The sequence below is a fragment of the Nostoc sp. FACHB-133 genome (assembly GCF_014698055.1).
Taxonomy (GTDB): domain Bacteria; phylum Cyanobacteriota; class Cyanobacteriia; order Cyanobacteriales; family Nostocaceae; genus Nostoc.
Map to the genome: position 1 here is coordinate 23310 of NZ_JACJSH010000042.1, position 20095 is coordinate 43404.

A 20095-nucleotide genomic window follows, 5' to 3' on the forward strand; every position below is an offset into this window, starting at 1 on the left:
GTTAACGTCTGTAGGTAAGCCAGACCATTAATGCTGGCAGAATAGCTAATAGCACCGCCACCATTGCCCAAGCAATAATGCTGGAACCATTTGCTAATCGCAGTGCTAATGGCAGCCATATAATCACTAGCACGAAAATAATGCCAAGTGCTATAGGCAGATAGCTTTCTCCCAAGCGGGGATGGACAACGTGCCAACTATTTCCCATCCAACGCCAAGCCCGTTTGTAGGGATAGGTGGTAGAAAGCTGTTCTAGGACATGACCATTATCTTCTACAACAAAGATTTGCTGACAGCGATCGCAACCAAATGCTTCTGTCAACGTAATCGGAATTAACTGACCCCGGCGACGACAGGGACAGGGGTATTCAGCATTGAAATCTATTTTTTCGGGTTTTTGAGATTGCACAAGCGTTCTAGTAACTTGAGCGTGTTTTACACGAACTACGACAATATAATCTTTTGGTAAATGCAATAGAAGCTTCTGCTACTATAGATTGCTCTCTTTATATACATATATTGCAAACAGTAGATGGAGCAGACTCTAAGTATCCTAATTTTCATATCAGTACGGAGTTTTTTATTTGTTATATTTCCCCGAAGCTGACAACCTTATTTAAAATTTCCTTCTACTACATAAAATCTAGACAAAGCTAGATATTATTTGACATTTCAATGGGAGCATAGGAGCGGTTATCCCTTAATGTCGAGACACGATTTAGCTATCCGTGCATAAGTTTTAAGATGTTTAGATGTATTTAACACTTCGGCTACGCTCAGTGTGAAATGTTAGTCAGCACACTGCTGACATTTATGACATACATAAACCTGTTTTAAGAGACTAAGACCCTTGAATTCCCCCATAATTTGAACAAGTTTTACTAGATGGGTAAAATCTATCCACGAATAGATAGTTCCGCCATATCTAAATTACTTTATATTCTAGCTATCTATGAAATTCATAAAAATTCAGAACGATTCACAGGAATACAGCGCGAATCGCCAAAAACTTTAATGCACCCTAAAAATACTAAACCTCTTGAGATTTTTAACTTCAAGAGGTTTTAGTTGGAAGCGGGTGACGCGATTCGAACGCGCGACATTCACCTTGGCAAGGTGACGCTCTACCACTGAGCTACACCCGCAATCAATTGCCATATATCAATATCTCAGATTTGTCTCTAATTGTCAACCCCTTTATTTATTAATTTGTCATTGGTCATTGGTCATTGGTCATTAGTGAATGACAAAGGACAAATGACTAATGACACACCCTAGCCGAGTTCTTCTGACTCCGCCGTTAAATTGCCGATGCTGGCACTTTGAAAAGAGGCTGGCAAAGACTGGCTATTACGAGAATATGGCTCTGCTAGGTTAGAACGCAATTGCCGCATCAGACTTGCCATTTCTAGGGCGTTTAGAGCATAATCCCAGCCATGATTACCTTTGATACCTGCCCGTTCTAAGGCTTGCTGCATAGTATCTACTGTCAAAATGCCAAAAATTACTGGCACTCCAGTTTGAAAGCTAGCGGCGGCGATGCCTTTAGAAACTTCGGCGGATACATAATCAAAATGGGGTGTTTGCCCACGAATGACTGCACCTAGACAAATTACAGCATCATAACGATGGGAAAGTGCTAGTTGGCGAGCTACTAAAGGTACCTCAAAACTTCCTGGAACCCAAACATAGTCTACCTGATTACCTTGGGGGTTAGGATCTACACCGTGGCGTTTCAAGCAATCTTGACATCCCTCTAGCAGCTTTCCGGTAACAAGGTCATTGAATCGACCAATCACCACTGCAAACCGCAAAGGCTCCGTTTGGGTAAAAGTTCCCTCGAAAACTGCCATGACTGCCTCTTAATCAACTATAGTTCTGGCCAATATACATTTCTTATTTAAATGTAGAGGAGCAGGAAAGCAAGGTAATAAAAAAGGAAATCGGAAAAATTCCTCCTTTTCTCCTTTGGTCTTTGACCTTGGCTTTTCTGCCCCTCTAGTTCTTATATTATGTGCCTGCGCCAGAGCAAAGCCGTCGTCTACACGACAAAAAAGTTTAACAAACCAACTAAAAATACCAAAGCAATCCAGACGGCAGAACCAACCCAGAGCAGTTTTTTAGATTCAACCCAATTTTGGGGAGTAGCGTAAGCAACCGGAACGCCTACAACCAGGACAAAGGACAATAGGACTAGACCTATCAAGGCAAATTGGAATATTATGGTCATTTTTGCTTCTCCCAATACAGCGAAATACTAAGGATAGAATATCCTAAAGGGCGACACTGACACTTTCTTATTATTTTTAAGCTAGCAGAAATTGCAACATTTTAGTCATTTGTCCTTTGTCTAAGTACCGATGACTAATGACTTTTAACTATGGATTTAATTCTTTGCCACACAACCGCAGATTTTGATGCACTAGGTGCAGCAGTAGGGTTAACGCGCCTTTTACCGGGAAGTAAGATTGTGCTGACTGGCGGTTCTCACCCTCCTGTACGGGATTTTTTAGCATTGCATCGGGATGAATATCCGCTAATTGAACGCCGTTCGGTGAATCCAGAAAAAATTCGTTCTCTGACTGTGGTGGATACGCAACACCGCGATCGCTTGGGTAAAGCTGCTGAGTGGTTAGATTTACCCCATCTTGGGGAAATTATAGTTTATGACCATCACTTAGGACAAGAATCAAATATTCCCGCCACGCGATCGCATATTTCTTCAGTAGGAGCCGCCACAACTTTAATTGTGGAGCAATTGCAACAACAGGAAATTTCCTTGACTTCTGCTGAAGCGACTGTGATGGCTTTGGGTATCCACGTTGACACCGGCTCCTTGACCTTTGACCAATCCACACCACGGGATGCCTTAGCTTTGGCTTGGTTGATGCAACAAGGTGCAAGTTTATCGGTAATTTCTACCTACCGTGACCCTGGCTTGTCTTTGCAATTGCAACAGTTATTAACTGAATCTCTAGAAAATTTAGAATATCTTTGCTTGCGTGGATATACTGTTGCTTGGGTAATTCTTAAAACAGATTCTTTTGTGCCAGGGCTATCGAGTTTGGCTTCAGAACTCGTGGAATTAACCGAAATTGATGCCATTCTGTTGGCTAATGAGTATCCTTTGAGTGAAAATGATTCACGCTTAACTATAATTGGGCGATCGCAAATTCCCAAAACAAATCTTAATCTATTATTTCAACTCTTGGGCGGCGGCGGTCATTCACAAGCCGCATCGCTAAATCTGAGAGGAGTTGATTCACAAGCAATATTAAAACAACTCCTTGATGGGCTAAAAGTACAAATTCCCCACCCCCTCACCGCTAGGGATTTGATGTCTTCTCCTGTCCGCACGATTCTACCTGAAACCACAATTGCTGAGGCACAGCGAATTTTGTTGCGCTATGGACACTCTGGTTTATCTGTAGTCGATACTCAAGGGCAACTAGTAGGCATTATTTCGCGCCGGGATCTTGATATCGCCCTGCACCACGGATTTAGTCATTCGCCAGTCAAGGGCTATATGACAAGAAATCTGAAAACAATTACACCAGATACAACACTGCCACAAATTGAAGCGCTGATGGTGACTTATGATATCGGACGCTTGCCAGTATTGGAAAATGAGCAGTTAGTTGGTCTTGTCACTCGTACTGATGTCTTGCGGGAATTACATCAAGAAAGGGATGAAGATGGAGAAGGTGGAGAGGAAAAATTCAAAATTCAAAATTCAAAATTCAAAATTCCTCTTAGCACTGAGTTGCAAAATCGCCTTGCTCCTCAATTATGGCAACTACTCACCACAGCATCGCAAGAAGCCGAAAAACGGGGTTGGCATCTTTATCTCGTTGGGGGTGCTGTGCGGGATTTGCTGTTAGCGGAAGCAACATCAGACACTTTGATGATTAAAGATATTGACCTAGTAGTTGATGGCTTTCACAAATCAGCAGATGTTGGCGCTGGTGTGGAACTAGCAAAAGCACTCCAACAACTTTACCCTGCGGCTCGTTTAGAAATCCACGGGGCTTTTCAAACTGCTGCTTTGTTGTGGCACAAAGACCCAGAATTAGATTCTCTTTGGGTAGATATTGCCACGGCTAGAACAGAGTTTTATCCTTACCCGGCAGCGAATCCAGAGGTTGAGGCGAGTTCGATTCGTCAAGACTTGTATCGTCGAGATTTTACCATTAATGCGATCGCTTTGCGGCTCACCTCTCCCCGCTCTGGTGAATTACTCGATTTCTTTGGCGGTTTACTCGATTTACAAGCTAAACAAATTCGGGTTTTACACCCTAACAGCTTTATCGAAGATCCCACCCGCATTTATCGCGGCGTGCGCTTTGCCGTGCGTTTCGGATTTGAAATTGAACCACAGACTGAAGAGTTTATTCGCTATGCCATCAACAGTGGTGTTTACGATCGCACTTCCCAAGAGAATACCAAAACTCCAGCCCTACAAACTAGACTCAAAACAGAATTAAAACACATCCTAGAAGCCCCCTACTGGAAATCAGCTTTGCAGTTACTCGATAACTTAGGAGCGTTGCAATGTATTCATCCTACCCTCAAACTAGATGCTTTACTCTTGCGACAATTACGTTTATTAGAACGCTGTTTGCGGCGATTTGATGCTGAACAAACTCTCATTCACTGGCAAATGCGTCTAGAAGCATTAATCGCCCACCTAGCACCTGAATATCGGGTGAAAGTAGCACAAAATTTGCAACTACAAGACGATAGCATTGTTAGGTTAAAAAACTTAGTTCAAAACTTTAGTCAAGTGATGGAATGTTTACCCACTTTGCAACACCCCAGTCAAGTAGTGCAGTTGTTGCGACAATATGATTTACCAATGCTGATTTTAATTGCTTTGCAAAGTCCGCAAGAGATTAGACATCAAATTTGGGAATATTTAACAGTTTGGGCGAATGTGCAGCCACTGTTGAATGGCAATGATTTAAAGAAACTTGGTTACAAACCAGGGCCAGTGTATCGACAAATATTAGATGATATACTTGCTGCTACCTTAGATGGAGTAATTAAATATAAGACTGAAGCTGAAGACTTTTTAGCGCAACACTATCCTAAATGAAATAGCTGTGGTCTAAATTATATCTGGATCTATATTTAACTCCCGTAGTTTTGCTGCTAAACGTTCAGCCTTTTGTTCGGCTTGTTCTGCTTGTTGTTGTGACTGTTCTGCTTTTTGTTCAGCTTGTTCTGCCGTTTCTTCCGGTGTTGGTACTAGTTGCCCATCTCGTGTAAAAAACCGTAATAAACCTTCATAAACTCCCAAATATAACCCTAGCTGATGACTCCACAAATATCCTTCTTCACTTGGTTGTAGAGGTTGATATTCTCCATCTACTAAATGAAATCCCGCAAATTCTTGTGTGTAAGGATCAAACCAAAAATAATCAGGTGTGCGGAAAGTATCTTGATAAATTTTTTTCTTTAAATCTTTGTCAGTATTTGCTGTTGAGTCAGATAAAATTTCTAGAATTACATTCGGGTATTTGCCATCTTCTTCCCACACTACCCAACTTTTACGGGTTTTACGTTCAGTTCCCAGCACAACAAAAAAGTCTGGCCCCCGGAAGTATTCTGATTTGCGTTGGCGCGGACTGTAGTAAATAGTTAGATTTCCCGCCGCATAGAAATCATTTCTATCTCGCCACAACCATTCCAGACATGTTAATAGTAGGATTATTTGTCGTAAATGAAGTTCGCTTTCCAAGGGAGGCTCATCACTATATAAATCACCAGGGGGAAATATAACATCTTGGCAGATGCCTTGTTGAGAATCTAATTCTTGAGCTATGGTCATAGAATGGATACGGCATCAAGTAGTTATGGATTTATTTTAACAGTCTCGTAGTTAGCGATCGCGCGTAGCTAATCGCCTCTTTTGAGGGTACAGGTAAATCGGCCAATTCAGGCTCTATCATCTCAGAACCAATTTCATAAAAAAAACCTATCCTGAATATCTTACCTCTGCGTTCTCTGCGCCTCTGCGGTTAAAAATCTTTATTTCCCACTGAGAACGAGCGATCGCCTCCTCGCCTTCCGAAATAGCTTTATGCTACACTGTAGTCAATATCAAATCTCATCACAAGTCCAACGAGATAGCTGAAATGAAGTAGTACCAAACACCTGTTGCGCCAAAGCAACTAATGTCAACAAAGAATAAACGCAACTAGTTTGACAGGGTTACTTCACAAAGTCATGTACTAACAATATTGTCATCATTCATATTTACATCTAACCGCTTGGCAAGTGTCTGCGGCTAAGTTTTTTCTGTCTAATATACCCGTAATTTCTGTAAACATACGGGCGGAAGTTTGCGAATTGAGGTTTGGAAATAATGCAGAAAAAATCAATATTATTAGCTGAGAATTTAGCCTACGAACTCAGCTTAGATAGAACTTTGTTTCAAAAAATCCAGGTGAGTATTGAGGCGGGCGATCGCATTGCTTTAGTCGGTCGCAATGGTATAGGAAAATCAACTCTATTAAAGATACTTGCAGGTCAAATTGGCTCCAGCACAGGTTCTGTTTGGCGTAATGGTGTTGTCTACTATTTGCCACAAATCAGCACTATCAGACAAGAGATTACAGCAGATACAGTACTTGATTTTTTGATTTCCGTCTCTGATGAATGGTGGAAAATTGAGGAGATTTTACAAACACAATTCGATACAAATATTAATCTTTATCTCCCAATTACTAACTTGAGTGGTGGAGAACTGACAAAAATATTTTTGGCAATCGGATTATCTCAACAGCCCAATTTGCTGTTGCTAGATGAGCCAACTAACCACATGGATTTGCAAGCTTTAGAAAACTTAAGACAATTTCTGCAAAATTTCACTGGTGCGTTTGTAATTGTCTCACATAAACCTTTTTTCTTAGACCAAGTTACAGATGTTACTTGGGAACTTACACCTGATGCTTTGAAAGTATATGGAGGAAATTTTTCTCAATATCGAGAACAGAAAGAAATCGAGTTAGAGGCAGCATTGCGATCGCACGAAATCGCCAGAAAGGAACTAAAACTTACCCAAACCACAGCGATGCAAGAACAGCAACGCGCAGCCCAATCTAAACATAACGGTCGCGCCAAGTTTCTCAATGGCAGTATTGATAGAATGGCAGCAGGACTCATTAAAACCAAAGCTGAGGTGTCTACTGGAACTGCAAAAAAGAAACACGAAGCAGCAGTAGCCAAGGCTAATCAAAAGGTTGCAGAGACAAAAGTCAAAACTACAAAAGTCACAAGTATTCAGCTAGAGGAAAAAAATCAAAAGCGCCGAAATCTCATTAATATCCAGGGTGCAAATCTTAGGGTATCAGAACGTCTATTGATTCAAAATATTCAACTGCACGTGTCCTCTGGCGATCGCATAGCCATTATCGGCGCAAACGGTTCTGGTAAATCGAGTCTGGTAAAGGCTATTTTAGGAATGGAAAACCAAACAGTAGTTTTGGACTCAGGTGAGGTTTTGCTTGCACCAGCGATGAAAGCTGTATATCTCGATCAAAGCTACGAACTTATAAATCGTCAATACACAATTCTGGAAAATATGCAAGCTGCCAATGCTAATCTTAGCTATCAGCTTTTGCGTCAACAGTTGGGACACTTTCTCTTTAAATATGATGATGTTCACAAAAGCGCCTCTGTGCTGAGTGGAGGTGAATTGGCAAGATTAGCGATGGCTATGATCAGTATCTCAGAAATCGATCTGCTGATTCTCGATGAGCCAACTAATAACCTAGATATTGAAACCGTTGAACAAATGGTAGTAGGTATCAATGACTATCAAGGAGCTATTTGGGTCATTTCCCATGATTTAGATTTTCTCAGTCAGATTAACATTACTCAAAGTTTCAACTTGAGAGAGCAAGCCTTGCAAATTACAACCTATTTACCCAATACACCAGAACAATATTATCAAGAGTTACTGAAATGTCATGATATATGTTATTCCAGACCGGTGTAGCTGTCGCTTGTATGTCTGTAAACTCCGCGAATGATTGAATTGGCATATTGCTAACTTTAAATCTCTAACTCCCCAGCAGAAGCCGTAAAGCATACAGGCAAGTTATAATTCTCTTGCGGATCAACGTAACAAAAATTTATGAGTAACCCACTAGTACAAGCCTTTTTCGTAGGCAGAGCAGTAGCCGAAGTAGTTAATGAGCGTTTAGAGGTCGCCTTGACCGATGCTTTGAGTGATCTGGGCAAATTTGATGCAGAAGCTAGAGAGCAGTTACGCCAGTTTACAGAAGAAGTCCTAGAGCGGGCAAATCGGTCAGCAGAAGCAGCTAATTCTGGTCAAGCTACTACAGGTAGTAGACAAACCAATTCTGATTCAGGTGACTTGCAAGCAGATATTGATGAATTACGAGCAGAAATTGCCCTGTTACGCACAGAATTGCAACATTATCGCCGAACTTCTGCGTAAATTTTAGTCATTGGTCATTGGTCATTGGTCGAAAATTATTCACAAATGACAAATGACAAATGACACTTAAGAAAAAACAGTTTAGGAATCAGAGTGTCTTCTTTTTCAAGTGATTCGGTTGCAAACCAACGGTACACAAAAGGATATGGAACAAGGTTATTCAGATAAGGCATACCGTTGGAATCGGGAAAAATACTCTAGCAGACGGCGTTTTGTGGACATTTGGTCTTTTGTCTTGACCTTATTGTTCAAACTTTGGCTATACAACAAATCTTGGAGTTATCCGGGTGGCGTGACTGAGGTAAAGCAAACTGCAAGACGCAAAACCCAAGCGGTCTGGATTCGCAATACCCTGCTGGATTTAGGCCCAACCTTCATCAAAGTTGGGCAACTGTTTTCCACCCGTGCTGATATCTTCCCTGGTGAATATGTAGAAGAACTAGCCAAATTACAAGACAAAGTACCAGCATTTAGCTATGAGCAAGTAGAAGCGACCATTGAGAAAGAATTAGGCAAAAAAATTCCTGAACTCTTCGATAATTTTGAACCAATTCCCTTAGCTGCTGCTAGTTTGGGACAAGTACACAAAGCTGTGCTGCATAGTGGAGAATCGGTTGTTGTTAAGGTGCAACGTCCTGGATTAAAGAAGTTATTTGAAATAGATTTACAAATTCTCAAGGGAATTACCCGCTACTTTCAAAACCATCCCAAATGGGGACGTGGAAGAGATTGGTTAGGTATTTATGAAGAATGTTGTCGCATTCTTTGGGAAGAAATTGATTATCTTAACGAAGGTCGTAACGCCGATACTTTTCGCCGGAATTTTCGCGGCTACGATTGGGTGAACGTCCCAAGAGTATATTGGCGTTATGCCAGTTCCAGAGTGCTGACTTTAGAATATCTCCCTGGAATTAAAATTAGCCAATACGAAGCTTTAGAAGCAGCCGGTTTGGATCGAAAGGCGATCGCTCGTCAAGGCGCTCAAGCTTACTTACTACAGTTACTCAATAGTGGTTTTTTTCACGCCGATCCTCACCCAGGCAATATTGCCATTAGTGCAAGTGGGGCTTTAATATTCTACGATTTCGGCATGATGGGGCGGATTAAATCCAACGTGCGCGAGGGACTGATGCAAACACTGTTTGGCATTGCCCAAAAAGATGGCGATCGCGTTGTGCAGTCTCTGATCGATTTAGGTGCGATCGCCCCAACAGATGATATGGGCCCAGTGCGGCGTTCCGTCCAGTACATGCTGGATCATTTCATGGATAAGCCCTTTGAAAATCAGTCTGTGGCGGCAATCAGTGACGACCTTTATGAAATAGCTTATAATCAGCCATTTAGATTTCCAGCAACCTTCACTTTTGTGATGCGAGCCTTTTCTACCCTAGAAGGAGTAGGTAAAGGTTTAGATCCAGAGTTTAACTTTATGGAAGTTGCCAAACCTTATGCAATGCAGCTTATGACCGATATGAATGGTTCTGAGGGGAATACCTTTATTAATGAATTAAGTCGTCAAGCAGCTCAGGTAAGTAGTACTGCTTTTGGTCTACCACGTAGATTAGAGGATACGCTAGAAAAGCTAGAACGCGGAGATATGCGCCTCCGCGTTCGGTCTATAGAAACTGAACGGCTATTGCGGAGGCAGAGCAGTATTCAGCTCTCAATGAGCTATGCTCTGTTAATCAGTGGTTTCACACTTTCAGCTACGATCTTAGTGGTTAGCAATCATGTCTGGTGGGCACTGCTGCCTGGCTTAATTGCACTAGTGATTTCAGTGATCTTGATCCGACTACTTTTGCGCCTTGACCGTTACGATCGTATGTATTAATTGTTGCAAAAAAAAATTATGAAACTTAATTTCACGGGTTTTAGCGATCCGGGACTTATTCGTTCTAATAATCAGGATGCTTACTATGTCGACCCAGAAGGGCGGTTTTTTGTTGTTGCCGATGGAATGGGTGGCCATGCTGGAGGTGAAGAAGCAAGTCGTATAGCCACGGCAGAAATTCAGGCATATTTGCTGGCAAATTGGGAATCTTCTAAATCTTCTCAAGAATTGCTAGAGCAAGCTTTGTGGGGTGCCAATGAAGCGATTTTGCAAGATCAGCAAAATCATCCCGAACGCGCCGATATGGGCACAACAGTTGTAGCAGTAATTTTTCGCGCCCCAGAATCGCCCTGGTGCGCTCATGTTGGCGATTCGCGGCTGTATCGCTTCCGAGAATCGCACTTAGAGCAGGTAACAGAAGACCACACTTGGGTTGCACGAGCAATCAAAATCGGTGACATAACCTTAGATGAAGCGCGATCGCATCCTTTTCGTCATGTATTATCGCGCTGTTTGGGGCGTGAAGACTTGCATCAGATTGATGTGCAACCACTAGATGTCAAAGCTGGCGATCGCTTGCTTTTATGTAGTGATGGTCTTACAGAAGAACTTGTAGAACAGAAGATTGCTAGCTGTCTCTTAGATGCTCCTTGGCTTGATAAGGCTGCCATCTCTCTAATTGAGGCTGCTAAGGAGCATGGAGGGCACGATAACATCACAGTTGTCATCGTCTCACTAGAATAAATAGTCATTGGTCATTAGTCGATGCTTAGTAACCTTAAACAAAGGACAACTGACAAATGACAAATGACAATTCTGGTAGATATACTCAGCAATTTGTTCAGTGCGAGCATTTTTAGTTTTTACAATTTGATACAAATATTTTTAGCCTCCAAAGTCACCTAATGAGGCTGAATTTGCATCAAATTGATAAATTGACATCTTGCACATAATAAGGTAGAGCGACTATAATTCACGCTTATTACCATTCATTTCCCAACCTCCTGAAAGTCCTAGCTTTCGAAGCTTCCTCCATATTTATTTGCGGAGATAGAGTATCTTATGTTTTTCTCAAATAGGAAAACGTATAGGACTCGGGACAAAATCTGCTTATCTCCTCAAAAGAGATCAGTGCAAAGCAGAAATGGTTGAGAGGTAGTTATATCTACACTTCGTTCAAACAGAGCTTATTTTCCGGAATACGGCTCGGCTGACTTGGGTAGTATATCAGCAGGATTAGGTGCAAGATATCATATCAAAAAAAATCCACACTTAGGATGTGGGCAACGTGTCAAACAATTGTTATCTTTCTTAATACGGAGGAACAAATGTTGGACACATACAAGTCCAATTATTATCCCATTTGGACTTCTGTAAGCGATATCACCTTTACGCGTTTTTTTACGGAGTTAAATATGAACCAACCAATGAAACTATCCTTGGAACAGCAATTCAGCATCTGCTCATTTGCCACTCAAGTACAGAATATGAGCCACGACCAAGCTAAAGACTTTTTAGTAAAGCTCTATGAGCAAATGGTAGTGCGCGAGGCAACTTATCAGGAGCTTCTTAAGCACCAGTGGGGCTTAGATTCCGGTTCCACTATGGCATAGAGTCGTTCTACTGTCGCAGTGGACGACCTCCTTCTCTTGCTTGGTTCCAAGGAGGAAAAGAGCTGGGGATGTCGGGGCGTCAACTTCGATAAACAATTCCAAAAGAGCGGCGGAAGAATTCAATTCAATAAATTAACTAACAACTAGTAAAACTTTCGACTGCACATCTGCTGGAGTCTGGACATAACTTTAGCTTTGCAGGCTAAACTTACCGTTCACTTGAGAAAAACTTTTTTACTGTCTCTTTTGTCTGGTCAGAGAATTACACCTGCGTAATATTTACAACTCTCTGAAATATGTACACAAGAATACTCAGAGATAATCTAGACATCCTTGATTTTGCAGATCGCGTTTTCACTCTTTATACATATAACTAGAACTTACATCTTTATATATATTTTGTTTATAAAAGTTTACATTCTTTGGGTTTGTAGCTAAGAGCTACATATATTACATGTAATATTAAGAAATTATTCCTAGCTGGAAAGATCGTATGGAGAATCTGTATCAATGCTTTCCAGTTTTGCCAGAATTTGAGGCTTAATTTTTTCGTACTCGCTTTTGAGCAAGCTTTTACTCATTTGTGGGTCGGCAGAAGACATCAATGTGTTGCTCATTGCGACCCACTCTTGCAGTCGTTGACGCTGGGCAGAAGCGACGCTGGAAGGTAAGATGTGTGTACAGCGATTTGGTGTTTCTCGTGCAAAGAACAACAGGCGGTAGTAACCTGTGTGCTGTAATAACCGAGTAATTTCTTGACCAAGACTGGTTTTTAGATCAAGGTAGTAGGGCAACCATTTGGCACCATGCTTGCGGTTGTAGATGACAGTAATCCATAGCAACATGGGATGGGGAATAGAGATGAAAAGAAATTGGTTATAGCGGGTACAGAGTAAGCGCTTCTGAATTTCTTCTTGCGGTAGCATCACCCATAGCGCTGGTAAAACCTCCCCATTGCTTTGAATGGACTGAGGAAACACAATATCGGCAATTGGTTTATTTTGGGGCCAGGAAATAGCACGAGCGATTTCATCGTTAGACAAGGATGCCCGCAAATCGGCTTTGGTCTTTTGTTCAAGCTCAGGACTGGCCGTAGTAGGAATTAGGGCATAGCTATCTTGCTTAACTTTGCGTGTATGCTCAGGTTTTTCTAGAGATGCTAGAACTCTCAGGATTTCGGTGATACTTTGGGGGCGATCGCGTGCTACCTTAGCGAGACAACTCATCACCAAATTTTCGATTTCTTTTGGTAGTTCTAACCCAGGTGCAACCTCGGCAAAAGAACGTGGTTTTTGATAGTGATGTGTTTTATACCATGCTCCAAAAGAATGAGTTTGTGCCACTAGTGGCATTTTGCCTGTGAGCATCTCAAACATCATTACACCCAAACTATAAATATCAGCACGGTTGTCTAATTCCTTACCCTCCATCTGTTCGGGAGAAGAATAAGCCAATGTCCCCAAATAGAATTTTGTATGGTCGCCATCCGACTGTAATAACTTAGCAATACCAAAATCTAGAACCTTGACCAATTCTCCAAAACTGGGATCTTGAATCACTAGCATATTGCTTGGCTTGACATCCCGATGGATAATTGGGCAAATTGTGCCCTCAACTGGGATGCCATCATGAGCGCACTGTAACCCCAGACTTAGTTGACGCGCCATACTCAGAAATCTTGGTAAAGGCAGTCGTTGCTTACGAATAATATTGTTTAGGCTTTGTCCTTGTAGATATTCCATGACGTAGAACGGGGTGTTATTCTCATCTACGCCATAGTCCATAACTCGGACAATGTGGATACTTTTTTGACCTAGTAAAGCACAGGTTTTTGCTTCTCGCTCAAAGCGGTCTTGCAGTCGCATCTTTTCATTTTGAATTGATAGAGCGAGAAACTTAACCGCGACAGGTACACCTCCCAACAAAGTATCTTTAGCACGATAAACTCGACCCATTGCTCCAGTACCGATTAACTCCTGGAGTTGGTAGCGTTTGCTGAGTAAGCGACCAATGTTGGGGTCTGACATAGAGAATTTGAATCCAAAAGCAGGTTGTAAGTGTTTAGGAGAAAAAGTGCATTCAAACTGATATCTGAATTATCGCGCCCAGAAATGACTTGCTAGATTCGTACCATAAGGCAGAAATAGAAGTCAAAAAAAAAAGCTTATAGGATAGGCTGTTGGATGATTTCCAGTCGTTGCTCTATCTATACAGTTCTGTGCTAGTACACTGAGGTGGAAATTTGCCTACCTTTAAGAAGAGGATTTTGCCCCAAGTCTTGTTTAATTAAGATAGTAAGTACATTTACGCAGTGCTATACTAGCTTTTTCTAGCCCTCTTTTAGAAGATTGCAGCCATCCTGTGGTAGTTCGCAACAGAGATGGTAATTACAACTGGTGCAATATGCCAGAGCAAACAAGCAGAAAGAGTAGATAATGACGCTTCATATCATTTTGCACTTTAATTATGTTGTAGTTTTAGTTTGCCCAATTTTGAGTCAATAGATAACTCTAGTATCTGCCAAAAATCTTAATTGGGAACTACCACACTCACTACAGAGTTATGATAACTGAGTGATGAGTCAGGGTTTTGAATATCAATAAAGCATCAGAAAAAGAGATGAGGGCTTCCTGTCTAGCTTTTATCAGCTCCAAGCCCTTGTGTCTCATACATAAAAAGTTCTCTAGTTTGCTAGAATTTGTAACTGTGATTTTAGTGGTCAATGACTCACAACTAAAGTTTTACTTGATTAACAGTTTCATTCTACTTCCAGCAGAACTGTCTTCTGTCTTTGTTTTGTTCAGTAGGAATAACAACAGATACTTATTGCTTGACCAAGTTTTTAACTTTCAGACTTATTATAACTAGGTGAAGATGTATTATTTACGCATGAAATTGAGATAATATCAATTCGCTATTGTTCGTTTTTTCTGTAGGTTATAAGACATATCAAAAACTGATTTATTACCCATTACATAGTATTGTATTCGACGTTTAATAATATTGTTCAACTGAGAAATAAAAACAGAAAAGAAGTGCGGATTTTTCATGATTTCTCTTAATGCTGTTAACCATCTTCTTTGCTTTATAGGCACTACAACTTGATAGTAAGCTAGATGCTTTTTATAGGATGCAAGATTATAAGATAGAGCAAGCATTAAAACTGGATTGTTTTTCACTCTTTCTTGTTGCATGAAAGAATTAGTAGCTATGTAGCATTGATTTAGACGTGATAATATACTTTGACGTACAAGAGAAATAGGGCGTGAGCGGTAGAAATAATAGGGTTCTGGCACAATAAAAAAGCGGGCACCATTGATTAGGCATTCCACATCAAACCAAAAATCTTCAGCTATGCTCACACTTTCATCGTACAGAATGCCGTGCTTAACCAAAAATTCTCGTTTGAATATAGGCTTGCTTAAACCAAAAGGCAACACTGGTTCTCCATAGACACCACTTTCTACAAAAGAAATGAGATCAATTTGGAGAGCTTCATCTAGATACTCTCCATTTTCTTGAATAAATGTACTCCAAGGAGATGTTGCACCATCGTGGATTAAATATAGATCGTCAGCAATTATATCTGCATTTGTTTTCGCTGCCAGCAACAGAAGTTTTTCTAATCTTTCAGGAGCATACCAGTCATCTGAATCAAGAACAGCAACCCATTCTCCTTGAGCTGCTTTGATGGCACGATTACGCGCAGCAGAAACTCCAAGGTTTTGTTGATTGACTATTACTTTGAGGCGTTGGTCAGTAAAACTTTTAGCGACTTCTACAGTTTTATCACTTGAACCATCATCGACTATGATGACTTCAATATCATTGAGCGTTTGCTCTAAGGCTGACTGTATCGCCTTCGCAATATAAGCTTCAGTATTGTAAGCAGGAATAATGACGGATACTTTAGGATTCATAAAACTGAACTCCTGATTACACAGTTAATTAATAGTCCTAAGATTATGAAGATAATTTTGATAACTTCCTCTTTACTATACAACTAAGTAGTCGGCAGGGCAAACGCATCTAAAATTACTCTTGATCGCAACCAACATTAAAAACCAACGAAAAAATGCTTATTTTTCGTTTGGTTTAGTTTGCAAGATCAAAGCGATGTCTAGGACGGGCTATGACACTCTCTACGAGACACTGTGCGTAGCTTGCTTCTTGGCAGCAGAGCGAATACTCGCTATCGATATCGCTTAAATTTTTATCAATAAATAAGTCTTAATGAGATTTTTAAACTTTATTGAGAATAAATTAGTTTTGTTGATATTATGTGTGGTTTTGAGCAAGTTAGTGAAAATAAACTTGAACATTGCCAAACCAGTACGTTGGGAGAGTTATTTAGACAATATGGCTTCAGTTTACAGGTTAGATTCACAGCAGCGAGGTACATTGCTCTTAGGTTGATTGACGCTCTAGGCTAACTTCCATTGTGTTAGTTAAAAAATGACCAGCCAAGATACCACTACTTAGGTAATATCTATCTTCGGAAATCCGATGTAGGGTTTCAAAGCCACTACGACGCTGACGATCGCCTAGTACCCAGTAACGCTGCACAATAGTATCTAGACCAATCCAGCCTTCACCTTCAACTTGCCCCAAAATATTATGTTGTAGTAAAAAAGTATACTGACGCTCTCCCTCATGCAATCGTCCTTTGTATTGTAGAGAGATTTCTGAGCGATCGCTACCAGGAAATATCAGCTTTGTAGCCATAGTGAACCAGTTATCTCGATTCCAAGCTACCAAGGTCATACCCTTGACGCTGATTGGCATACCATTTCGTTCCAGCCAATTTCCTTGCATTGCCCAGCGTCCTGGTTCCAATAAAAAAGTATGAGCCACCTTAATATATTCCCTGTCTTGATCGAGTACCGCCAAGATTACAGTTATAGCAGTGCTGTACATGAATAGCGGGGCGTTTAGTTCGTCCTGAGTGAATAATGAAAAAATTTTTTATTGTTTCTGTTTTAGAACTCAGGACTGACTTTGGTGAATTTCTCCCAAAAGCACTTCTTGAGGTGCCCCAGTAGCAGTAGGTAGATTGCCAGGAATGCCCAAATGCCGCCAGTAGGCTAAAACTGCAAAAGCGATCGCTTCTTTAAAATCTGCATTTAACCCAACTTCATCTGTAGCCAATACTGGGATTGATGCCAACAATAACTCTAATCGACGTTTCAAATAGAGATTGCGGCTACCACCACCACATAATAGTACTCGTTGTGGCATTTCTGGCAAAAAAGTGCGGTAACTATGAACAATCGAAGCAGCTGTCAGTTCCGTCAGAGTTGCCAGTATATCAGCAGCATTGAGTTGGTATTCTTGGGCATCTTTTAAACACTGATGTAGATAAGTCACACCAAATAACTCCCGACCAGTAGATTTGGGCGGTGGTAAATGAAAGTAATCTTGGTTGAGCCATTGTTCTACCAAAGGATGGCAAGGAGTACCACTTGCTGCCCAATTGCCATTTTCATCGTAAGTTTTAGCACCAGCGCTTAAATGCTCTACCGCCAGATCCAACAGACTATTTCCTGGGCCAGTATCCCAAGCGCGAATTTTTGAGAGCCAGTCACCATGCCGAGGCGGAATATAAGCTACATTACCAATGCCACCAATGTTTTGAATACAACGCCCTTCTTCAGGATGACTGAGCAAATAAGCATCTACTCTGGGCACGAGAGGCGCACCATGACCACCAATAGCGATATCAGCAACGCGGAAGTTGCTCACAGTTGTAATGCCCGTAAGATAGGCAATCAATTCACCCCGCCCTAGTTGGAGACTATAACCCAAAGGAGTGCTAAGTGCTGTTAGCGGTAGCGGGGCGTTTAGCCCGTGAGGAGTGAGCATTTCTCTCCCCCTGCTCCTCTGCTCCCCTGCTCCCCCTGCTCCTTCTTTGGGTGGTCGATGATAAACCGTCTGACCGTGAGAGCCAATGAGAGTAGCTAGCTGATGACCAATTTGAATATTTTGGGCGGCTTGGGCAAAGACTTGGGCGATCGCATCATCTATTTCTGCCAATTCTGCCATTGAGATGGCAACGCCTGCACCAACCGCTAGTATTTTCTCTCTGAGTTCAGATGGATAAGGATATGTTTTACCGGCTAGTAACTCAACTTTAAGATCCAATTCTGTACCGGAAATCTCAACCAACACAGCGTCTATGCCATCTACGGATGTGCCACTAATTAAACCGATAACGCGAGTAGAGACAGCAGCTTTTTCAGTCGGATGCATTATTCAAGATTTTTTTGGATTGCAAGAGGTAGTTTAATTCATGCTACTACCCATGTCAAAAAAAGTAAGGTGGCATAGTTGATTGGAAAAAGATGAATTTTGAGGGAAAGGGTGAGAGGCAGTCGACAGAATAACGTCATATTCCCTTGAAGTCAAAAGAATAATTTTGAAATTACAGCAATTCCAGAGTTATGAAATGTATGAGACTTATCTGGATGTATTGTGAAAAATGATGCAATTGGTTCTCATAAAAAGATTATGAAGTTAATCACACAGCAAAATGCAGGTTATTTAATTACTTGAAAGAATAAAGAAGCAAGTTAATCTTGAGCTTGATGTGGAAAAACTATTGAGCCAATGGATAAGCATGGATTTTCATGTGTTTGGTATAGCAGAATGCCTCATCTAATCTTGATTTCGAACTTTAAAAATATAAACTGTGTGCGAATAAAAAAATAGCACTTTTTATAAATAAAGCTTGTTTACAATTGTCCACTGATAACTTCGCAATTTCTACATAAAGCTATAGACATCGTACAACATAACATCAGTGATTCTCCTCTAAATAAAATTCAATAACCTGCATTTCTATCTGGTTATAGTCAAATCAAAAAAGTAGTAATACCTCTGATGTTGGAATCTAGAAGTACATCGCACAATGAGGCTATGAACACAAAAGATTAAAAAACGAAAAAGGATTGTCAAATGAAAAATCTTTTAATCAAGTCTGCCATCGCTTCTGGTGTTGTTTTGTCCTTAGCTACTGTTAGCCGTCCTGTAATGGCTGCGTCTTTTGCGGTATCAATAGAAAACGCAGGCGTACAAAATGCACAATTATCAAATCTTGTTAATGCTAATGTACAAACTTTTGATGCACAAACACAAGGTTACAGTGCAACAGGATTTCAATGGAATAATGGAGCAACAAATATTGGCAGCTATCAGAATACTCTGGTCATGAATGCAGAGCAATATGGTGGTGCTGATGGAACAGGCAAGTATTTTGATGTAGACACGAATAGATCGGGTAATGGTCAAAAAGTTTCTACCCTCAATTTGACAACCCCACAAAGTTACTTTGGGCTTTGGTGGTCTGCTGGAGATGCTAGCAACGTACTTACATTTCTTTCACAAGGTCAGGTTGTCTATACTATGACCACCTCTGACGTGGTTAACTACATAGCAAAACTACCAAATAAAGACAGCTACTACGGTAATCCTAATTCGGCATTCCTAAATCAGGATAAGGGAGAACCCTTTGCATTCATCAACTTCTACGATGTTGGCGGAACTTTTGATCAAGTTCAATTCACCAATATTGGCGGAACTGGTTTTGAATCAGATAATCACACAGTCGCCAGTAGCTACAAGAGTATCACTGGTAATATTGTTACTCAAGCAGTGCCTGAGTCTTCTTCTTTATTAGGAGTTTTTGCGATTGGTTTTGTGGGTGCTGCTTCAGTTATGATTCGTCAAGTCAAGAAAAAGTCAGTTTTGCAATTATCATAAGTCTAGTGGCTTGCAAACAAGATAATTTTTAGCTTACGTTAAGTATCTTCTGCACTTCTGATGATAATTAAGAGAATATCACTCTCAAGCGATCGCCACTTTAATAGCACTGCTTTAAAGCAATTCTATTAAAGACACCAATTCTAGCTCAGTAAGATTTGCCTGATTTTCTCTATGCCTTACTCCCATGCTCCACTTCGCGTAGCGTGCCATAGGCAGTATTTCAGAAGTTCCAGCAAAAACTCAACATTAAACACAAGTTAGGGTGAGCTTACTTAGGTAAAATCACCCTAATTGTTTTGTTATTTATTTTATGGGTAACCACTCTACAACACTTAAGATAATGCCTAGATTGCCTTCTGCTTAGAGATATTGGCATTACCCAGCCTAAAAGTTTAACTTGGCATACAACTGATCCTAAAGCTT

General features: G+C 40.9%; 15 protein-coding genes and 1 tRNA gene. 7 read left to right on the forward strand and 9 right to left on the reverse strand.

Annotation, left to right across the window (positions count from 1 at the left end; all coding sequences use genetic code 11):
- Position 1: 1 nt before the first annotated feature.
- The 4 genes from H6G86_RS26660 to psbZ form a co-directional block, all read right to left on the reverse strand.
- Entirely contained in the window at positions 2-409 is a 408-nt protein-coding gene (locus H6G86_RS26660; RefSeq protein WP_041565838.1) for a hypothetical protein, read from the reverse strand.
- Positions 410-1073: 664 nt separating this feature from the next.
- A tRNA-Gly gene (locus H6G86_RS26665) sits at positions 1074-1145 on the reverse strand.
- A 129-nt stretch (positions 1146-1274) separates the two neighbouring features.
- Positions 1275-1853: a 6,7-dimethyl-8-ribityllumazine synthase gene (gene ribH / locus H6G86_RS26670; protein ID WP_094346524.1), complete on the reverse strand. Its 579-nt coding sequence runs from the start codon at positions 1851-1853 to the stop codon at positions 1275-1277.
- 188 nt (positions 1854-2041) lie between these two features.
- Positions 2042-2230: a photosystem II reaction center protein PsbZ gene (gene psbZ, locus H6G86_RS26675; RefSeq protein WP_012407095.1), complete on the reverse strand. Its 189-nt coding sequence runs from the start codon at positions 2228-2230 to the stop codon at positions 2042-2044.
- A gap of 150 nt (positions 2231-2380) precedes the next feature.
- Here psbZ and H6G86_RS26680 point away from each other — a divergent pair, with 150 nt between their 5' ends.
- Positions 2381-5095 carry a CBS domain-containing protein gene (locus tag H6G86_RS26680; RefSeq protein WP_190936841.1) on the forward strand — a complete coding sequence of 905 codons (2715 nt, stop codon included), beginning with the start codon at positions 2381-2383 and terminating at the stop codon, positions 5093-5095.
- A gap of 12 nt (positions 5096-5107) precedes the next feature.
- Here H6G86_RS26680 and H6G86_RS26685 read toward each other — a convergent pair whose 3' ends face one another.
- On the reverse strand, positions 5108-5830 hold the full coding sequence (locus tag H6G86_RS26685) for a Uma2 family endonuclease (protein ID WP_190936842.1): 723 nt from the start codon (positions 5828-5830) through the stop codon (positions 5108-5110).
- A 537-nt stretch (positions 5831-6367) separates the two neighbouring features.
- Here H6G86_RS26685 and abc-f point away from each other — a divergent pair.
- The 5 genes from abc-f (at position 6368) to H6G86_RS26710 (ending at position 11911) form a co-directional block, all read left to right on the forward strand.
- Positions 6368-8002, forward strand: coding sequence for a ribosomal protection-like ABC-F family protein (gene abc-f / locus H6G86_RS26690; RefSeq protein ID WP_190936843.1), 1635 nt, complete (start codon positions 6368-6370; stop codon positions 8000-8002).
- 138 nt (positions 8003-8140) lie between these two features.
- The gene (locus tag H6G86_RS26695) at positions 8141-8467 is read left to right on the forward strand and encodes a DUF6825 family protein (protein WP_190936844.1); all 327 of its coding nucleotides are present in this window, start codon (positions 8141-8143) and stop codon (positions 8465-8467) included.
- Between the two features lie 145 nt (positions 8468-8612).
- Positions 8613-10298, forward strand: coding sequence for an ABC1 kinase family protein (locus H6G86_RS26700; RefSeq protein WP_114083575.1), 1686 nt, complete (start codon positions 8613-8615; stop codon positions 10296-10298).
- Positions 10299-10316: 18 nt separating this feature from the next.
- Complete coding sequence (locus H6G86_RS26705) at positions 10317-11042, forward strand: Stp1/IreP family PP2C-type Ser/Thr phosphatase (RefSeq protein ID WP_114083576.1); 726 nt, start codon at positions 10317-10319, stop codon at positions 11040-11042.
- Positions 11043-11713: 671 nt separating this feature from the next.
- On the forward strand, positions 11714-11911 hold the full coding sequence (locus tag H6G86_RS26710; protein WP_041565841.1) for an NblA/ycf18 family protein: 198 nt from the start codon (positions 11714-11716) through the stop codon (positions 11909-11911).
- Between the two features lie 476 nt (positions 11912-12387).
- On the opposite strand, the gene H6G86_RS26715 is transcribed toward H6G86_RS26710, so the two are convergent.
- The 4 genes from H6G86_RS26715 to H6G86_RS26730 form a co-directional block, all read right to left on the reverse strand.
- Positions 12388-13938, reverse strand: coding sequence for a serine/threonine-protein kinase (locus tag H6G86_RS26715; protein WP_190936845.1), 1551 nt, complete (start codon positions 13936-13938; stop codon positions 12388-12390).
- Positions 13939-14817: 879 nt separating this feature from the next.
- Positions 14818-15831: a glycosyltransferase family 2 protein gene (locus tag H6G86_RS26720; RefSeq protein ID WP_190936846.1), complete on the reverse strand. Its 1014-nt coding sequence runs from the start codon at positions 15829-15831 to the stop codon at positions 14818-14820.
- A gap of 487 nt (positions 15832-16318) precedes the next feature.
- Positions 16319-16765 (reverse strand): hypothetical protein, encoded by a 447-nt coding sequence (locus H6G86_RS26725; RefSeq protein WP_114083579.1) that lies wholly within the window; start codon positions 16763-16765, stop codon positions 16319-16321.
- Between the two features lie 132 nt (positions 16766-16897).
- Positions 16898-18160, reverse strand: a complete 1263-nt coding sequence (locus H6G86_RS26730; protein WP_190936847.1) for an anhydro-N-acetylmuramic acid kinase — start codon at positions 18158-18160, stop codon at positions 16898-16900.
- 705 nt (positions 18161-18865) lie between these two features.
- Between H6G86_RS26730 and H6G86_RS26735 the strand changes: the two genes are divergently transcribed.
- Positions 18866-19669, forward strand: coding sequence for an Npun_F0296 family exosortase-dependent surface protein (locus H6G86_RS26735; protein ID WP_190936848.1), 804 nt, complete (start codon positions 18866-18868; stop codon positions 19667-19669).
- Positions 19670-20095: the final 426 nt, after the last annotated feature.

Coding starts and splice junctions, on each gene's coding strand:
- psbZ (WP_012407095.1), bottom strand. CDS start 2,230: ATGACCATAATATTCCAATTTGCCTTGATAGGTCTAGTCCTATTGTCC.
- H6G86_RS26700 (WP_114083575.1), top strand. CDS start 8,613: ATGGAACAAGGTTATTCAGATAAGGCATACCGTTGGAATCGGGAAAAA.
- H6G86_RS26680 (WP_190936841.1), top strand. CDS start 2,381: ATGGATTTAATTCTTTGCCACACAACCGCAGATTTTGATGCACTAGGT.
- H6G86_RS26705 (WP_114083576.1), top strand. CDS start 10,317: ATGAAACTTAATTTCACGGGTTTTAGCGATCCGGGACTTATTCGTTCT.
- H6G86_RS26710 (WP_041565841.1), top strand. CDS start 11,714: ATGAACCAACCAATGAAACTATCCTTGGAACAGCAATTCAGCATCTGC.
- H6G86_RS26715 (WP_190936845.1), bottom strand. CDS start 13,938: ATGTCAGACCCCAACATTGGTCGCTTACTCAGCAAACGCTACCAACTC.
- H6G86_RS26735 (WP_190936848.1), top strand. CDS start 18,866: ATGAAAAATCTTTTAATCAAGTCTGCCATCGCTTCTGGTGTTGTTTTG.
- H6G86_RS26730 (WP_190936847.1), bottom strand. CDS start 18,160: ATGCATCCGACTGAAAAAGCTGCTGTCTCTACTCGCGTTATCGGTTTA.
- ribH (WP_094346524.1), bottom strand. CDS start 1,853: ATGGCAGTTTTCGAGGGAACTTTTACCCAAACGGAGCCTTTGCGGTTT.
- H6G86_RS26720 (WP_190936846.1), bottom strand. CDS start 15,831: ATGAATCCTAAAGTATCCGTCATTATTCCTGCTTACAATACTGAAGCT.
- abc-f (WP_190936843.1), top strand. CDS start 6,368: ATGCAGAAAAAATCAATATTATTAGCTGAGAATTTAGCCTACGAACTC.
- H6G86_RS26695 (WP_190936844.1), top strand. CDS start 8,141: ATGAGTAACCCACTAGTACAAGCCTTTTTCGTAGGCAGAGCAGTAGCC.
- H6G86_RS26685 (WP_190936842.1), bottom strand. CDS start 5,830: ATGACCATAGCTCAAGAATTAGATTCTCAACAAGGCATCTGCCAAGAT.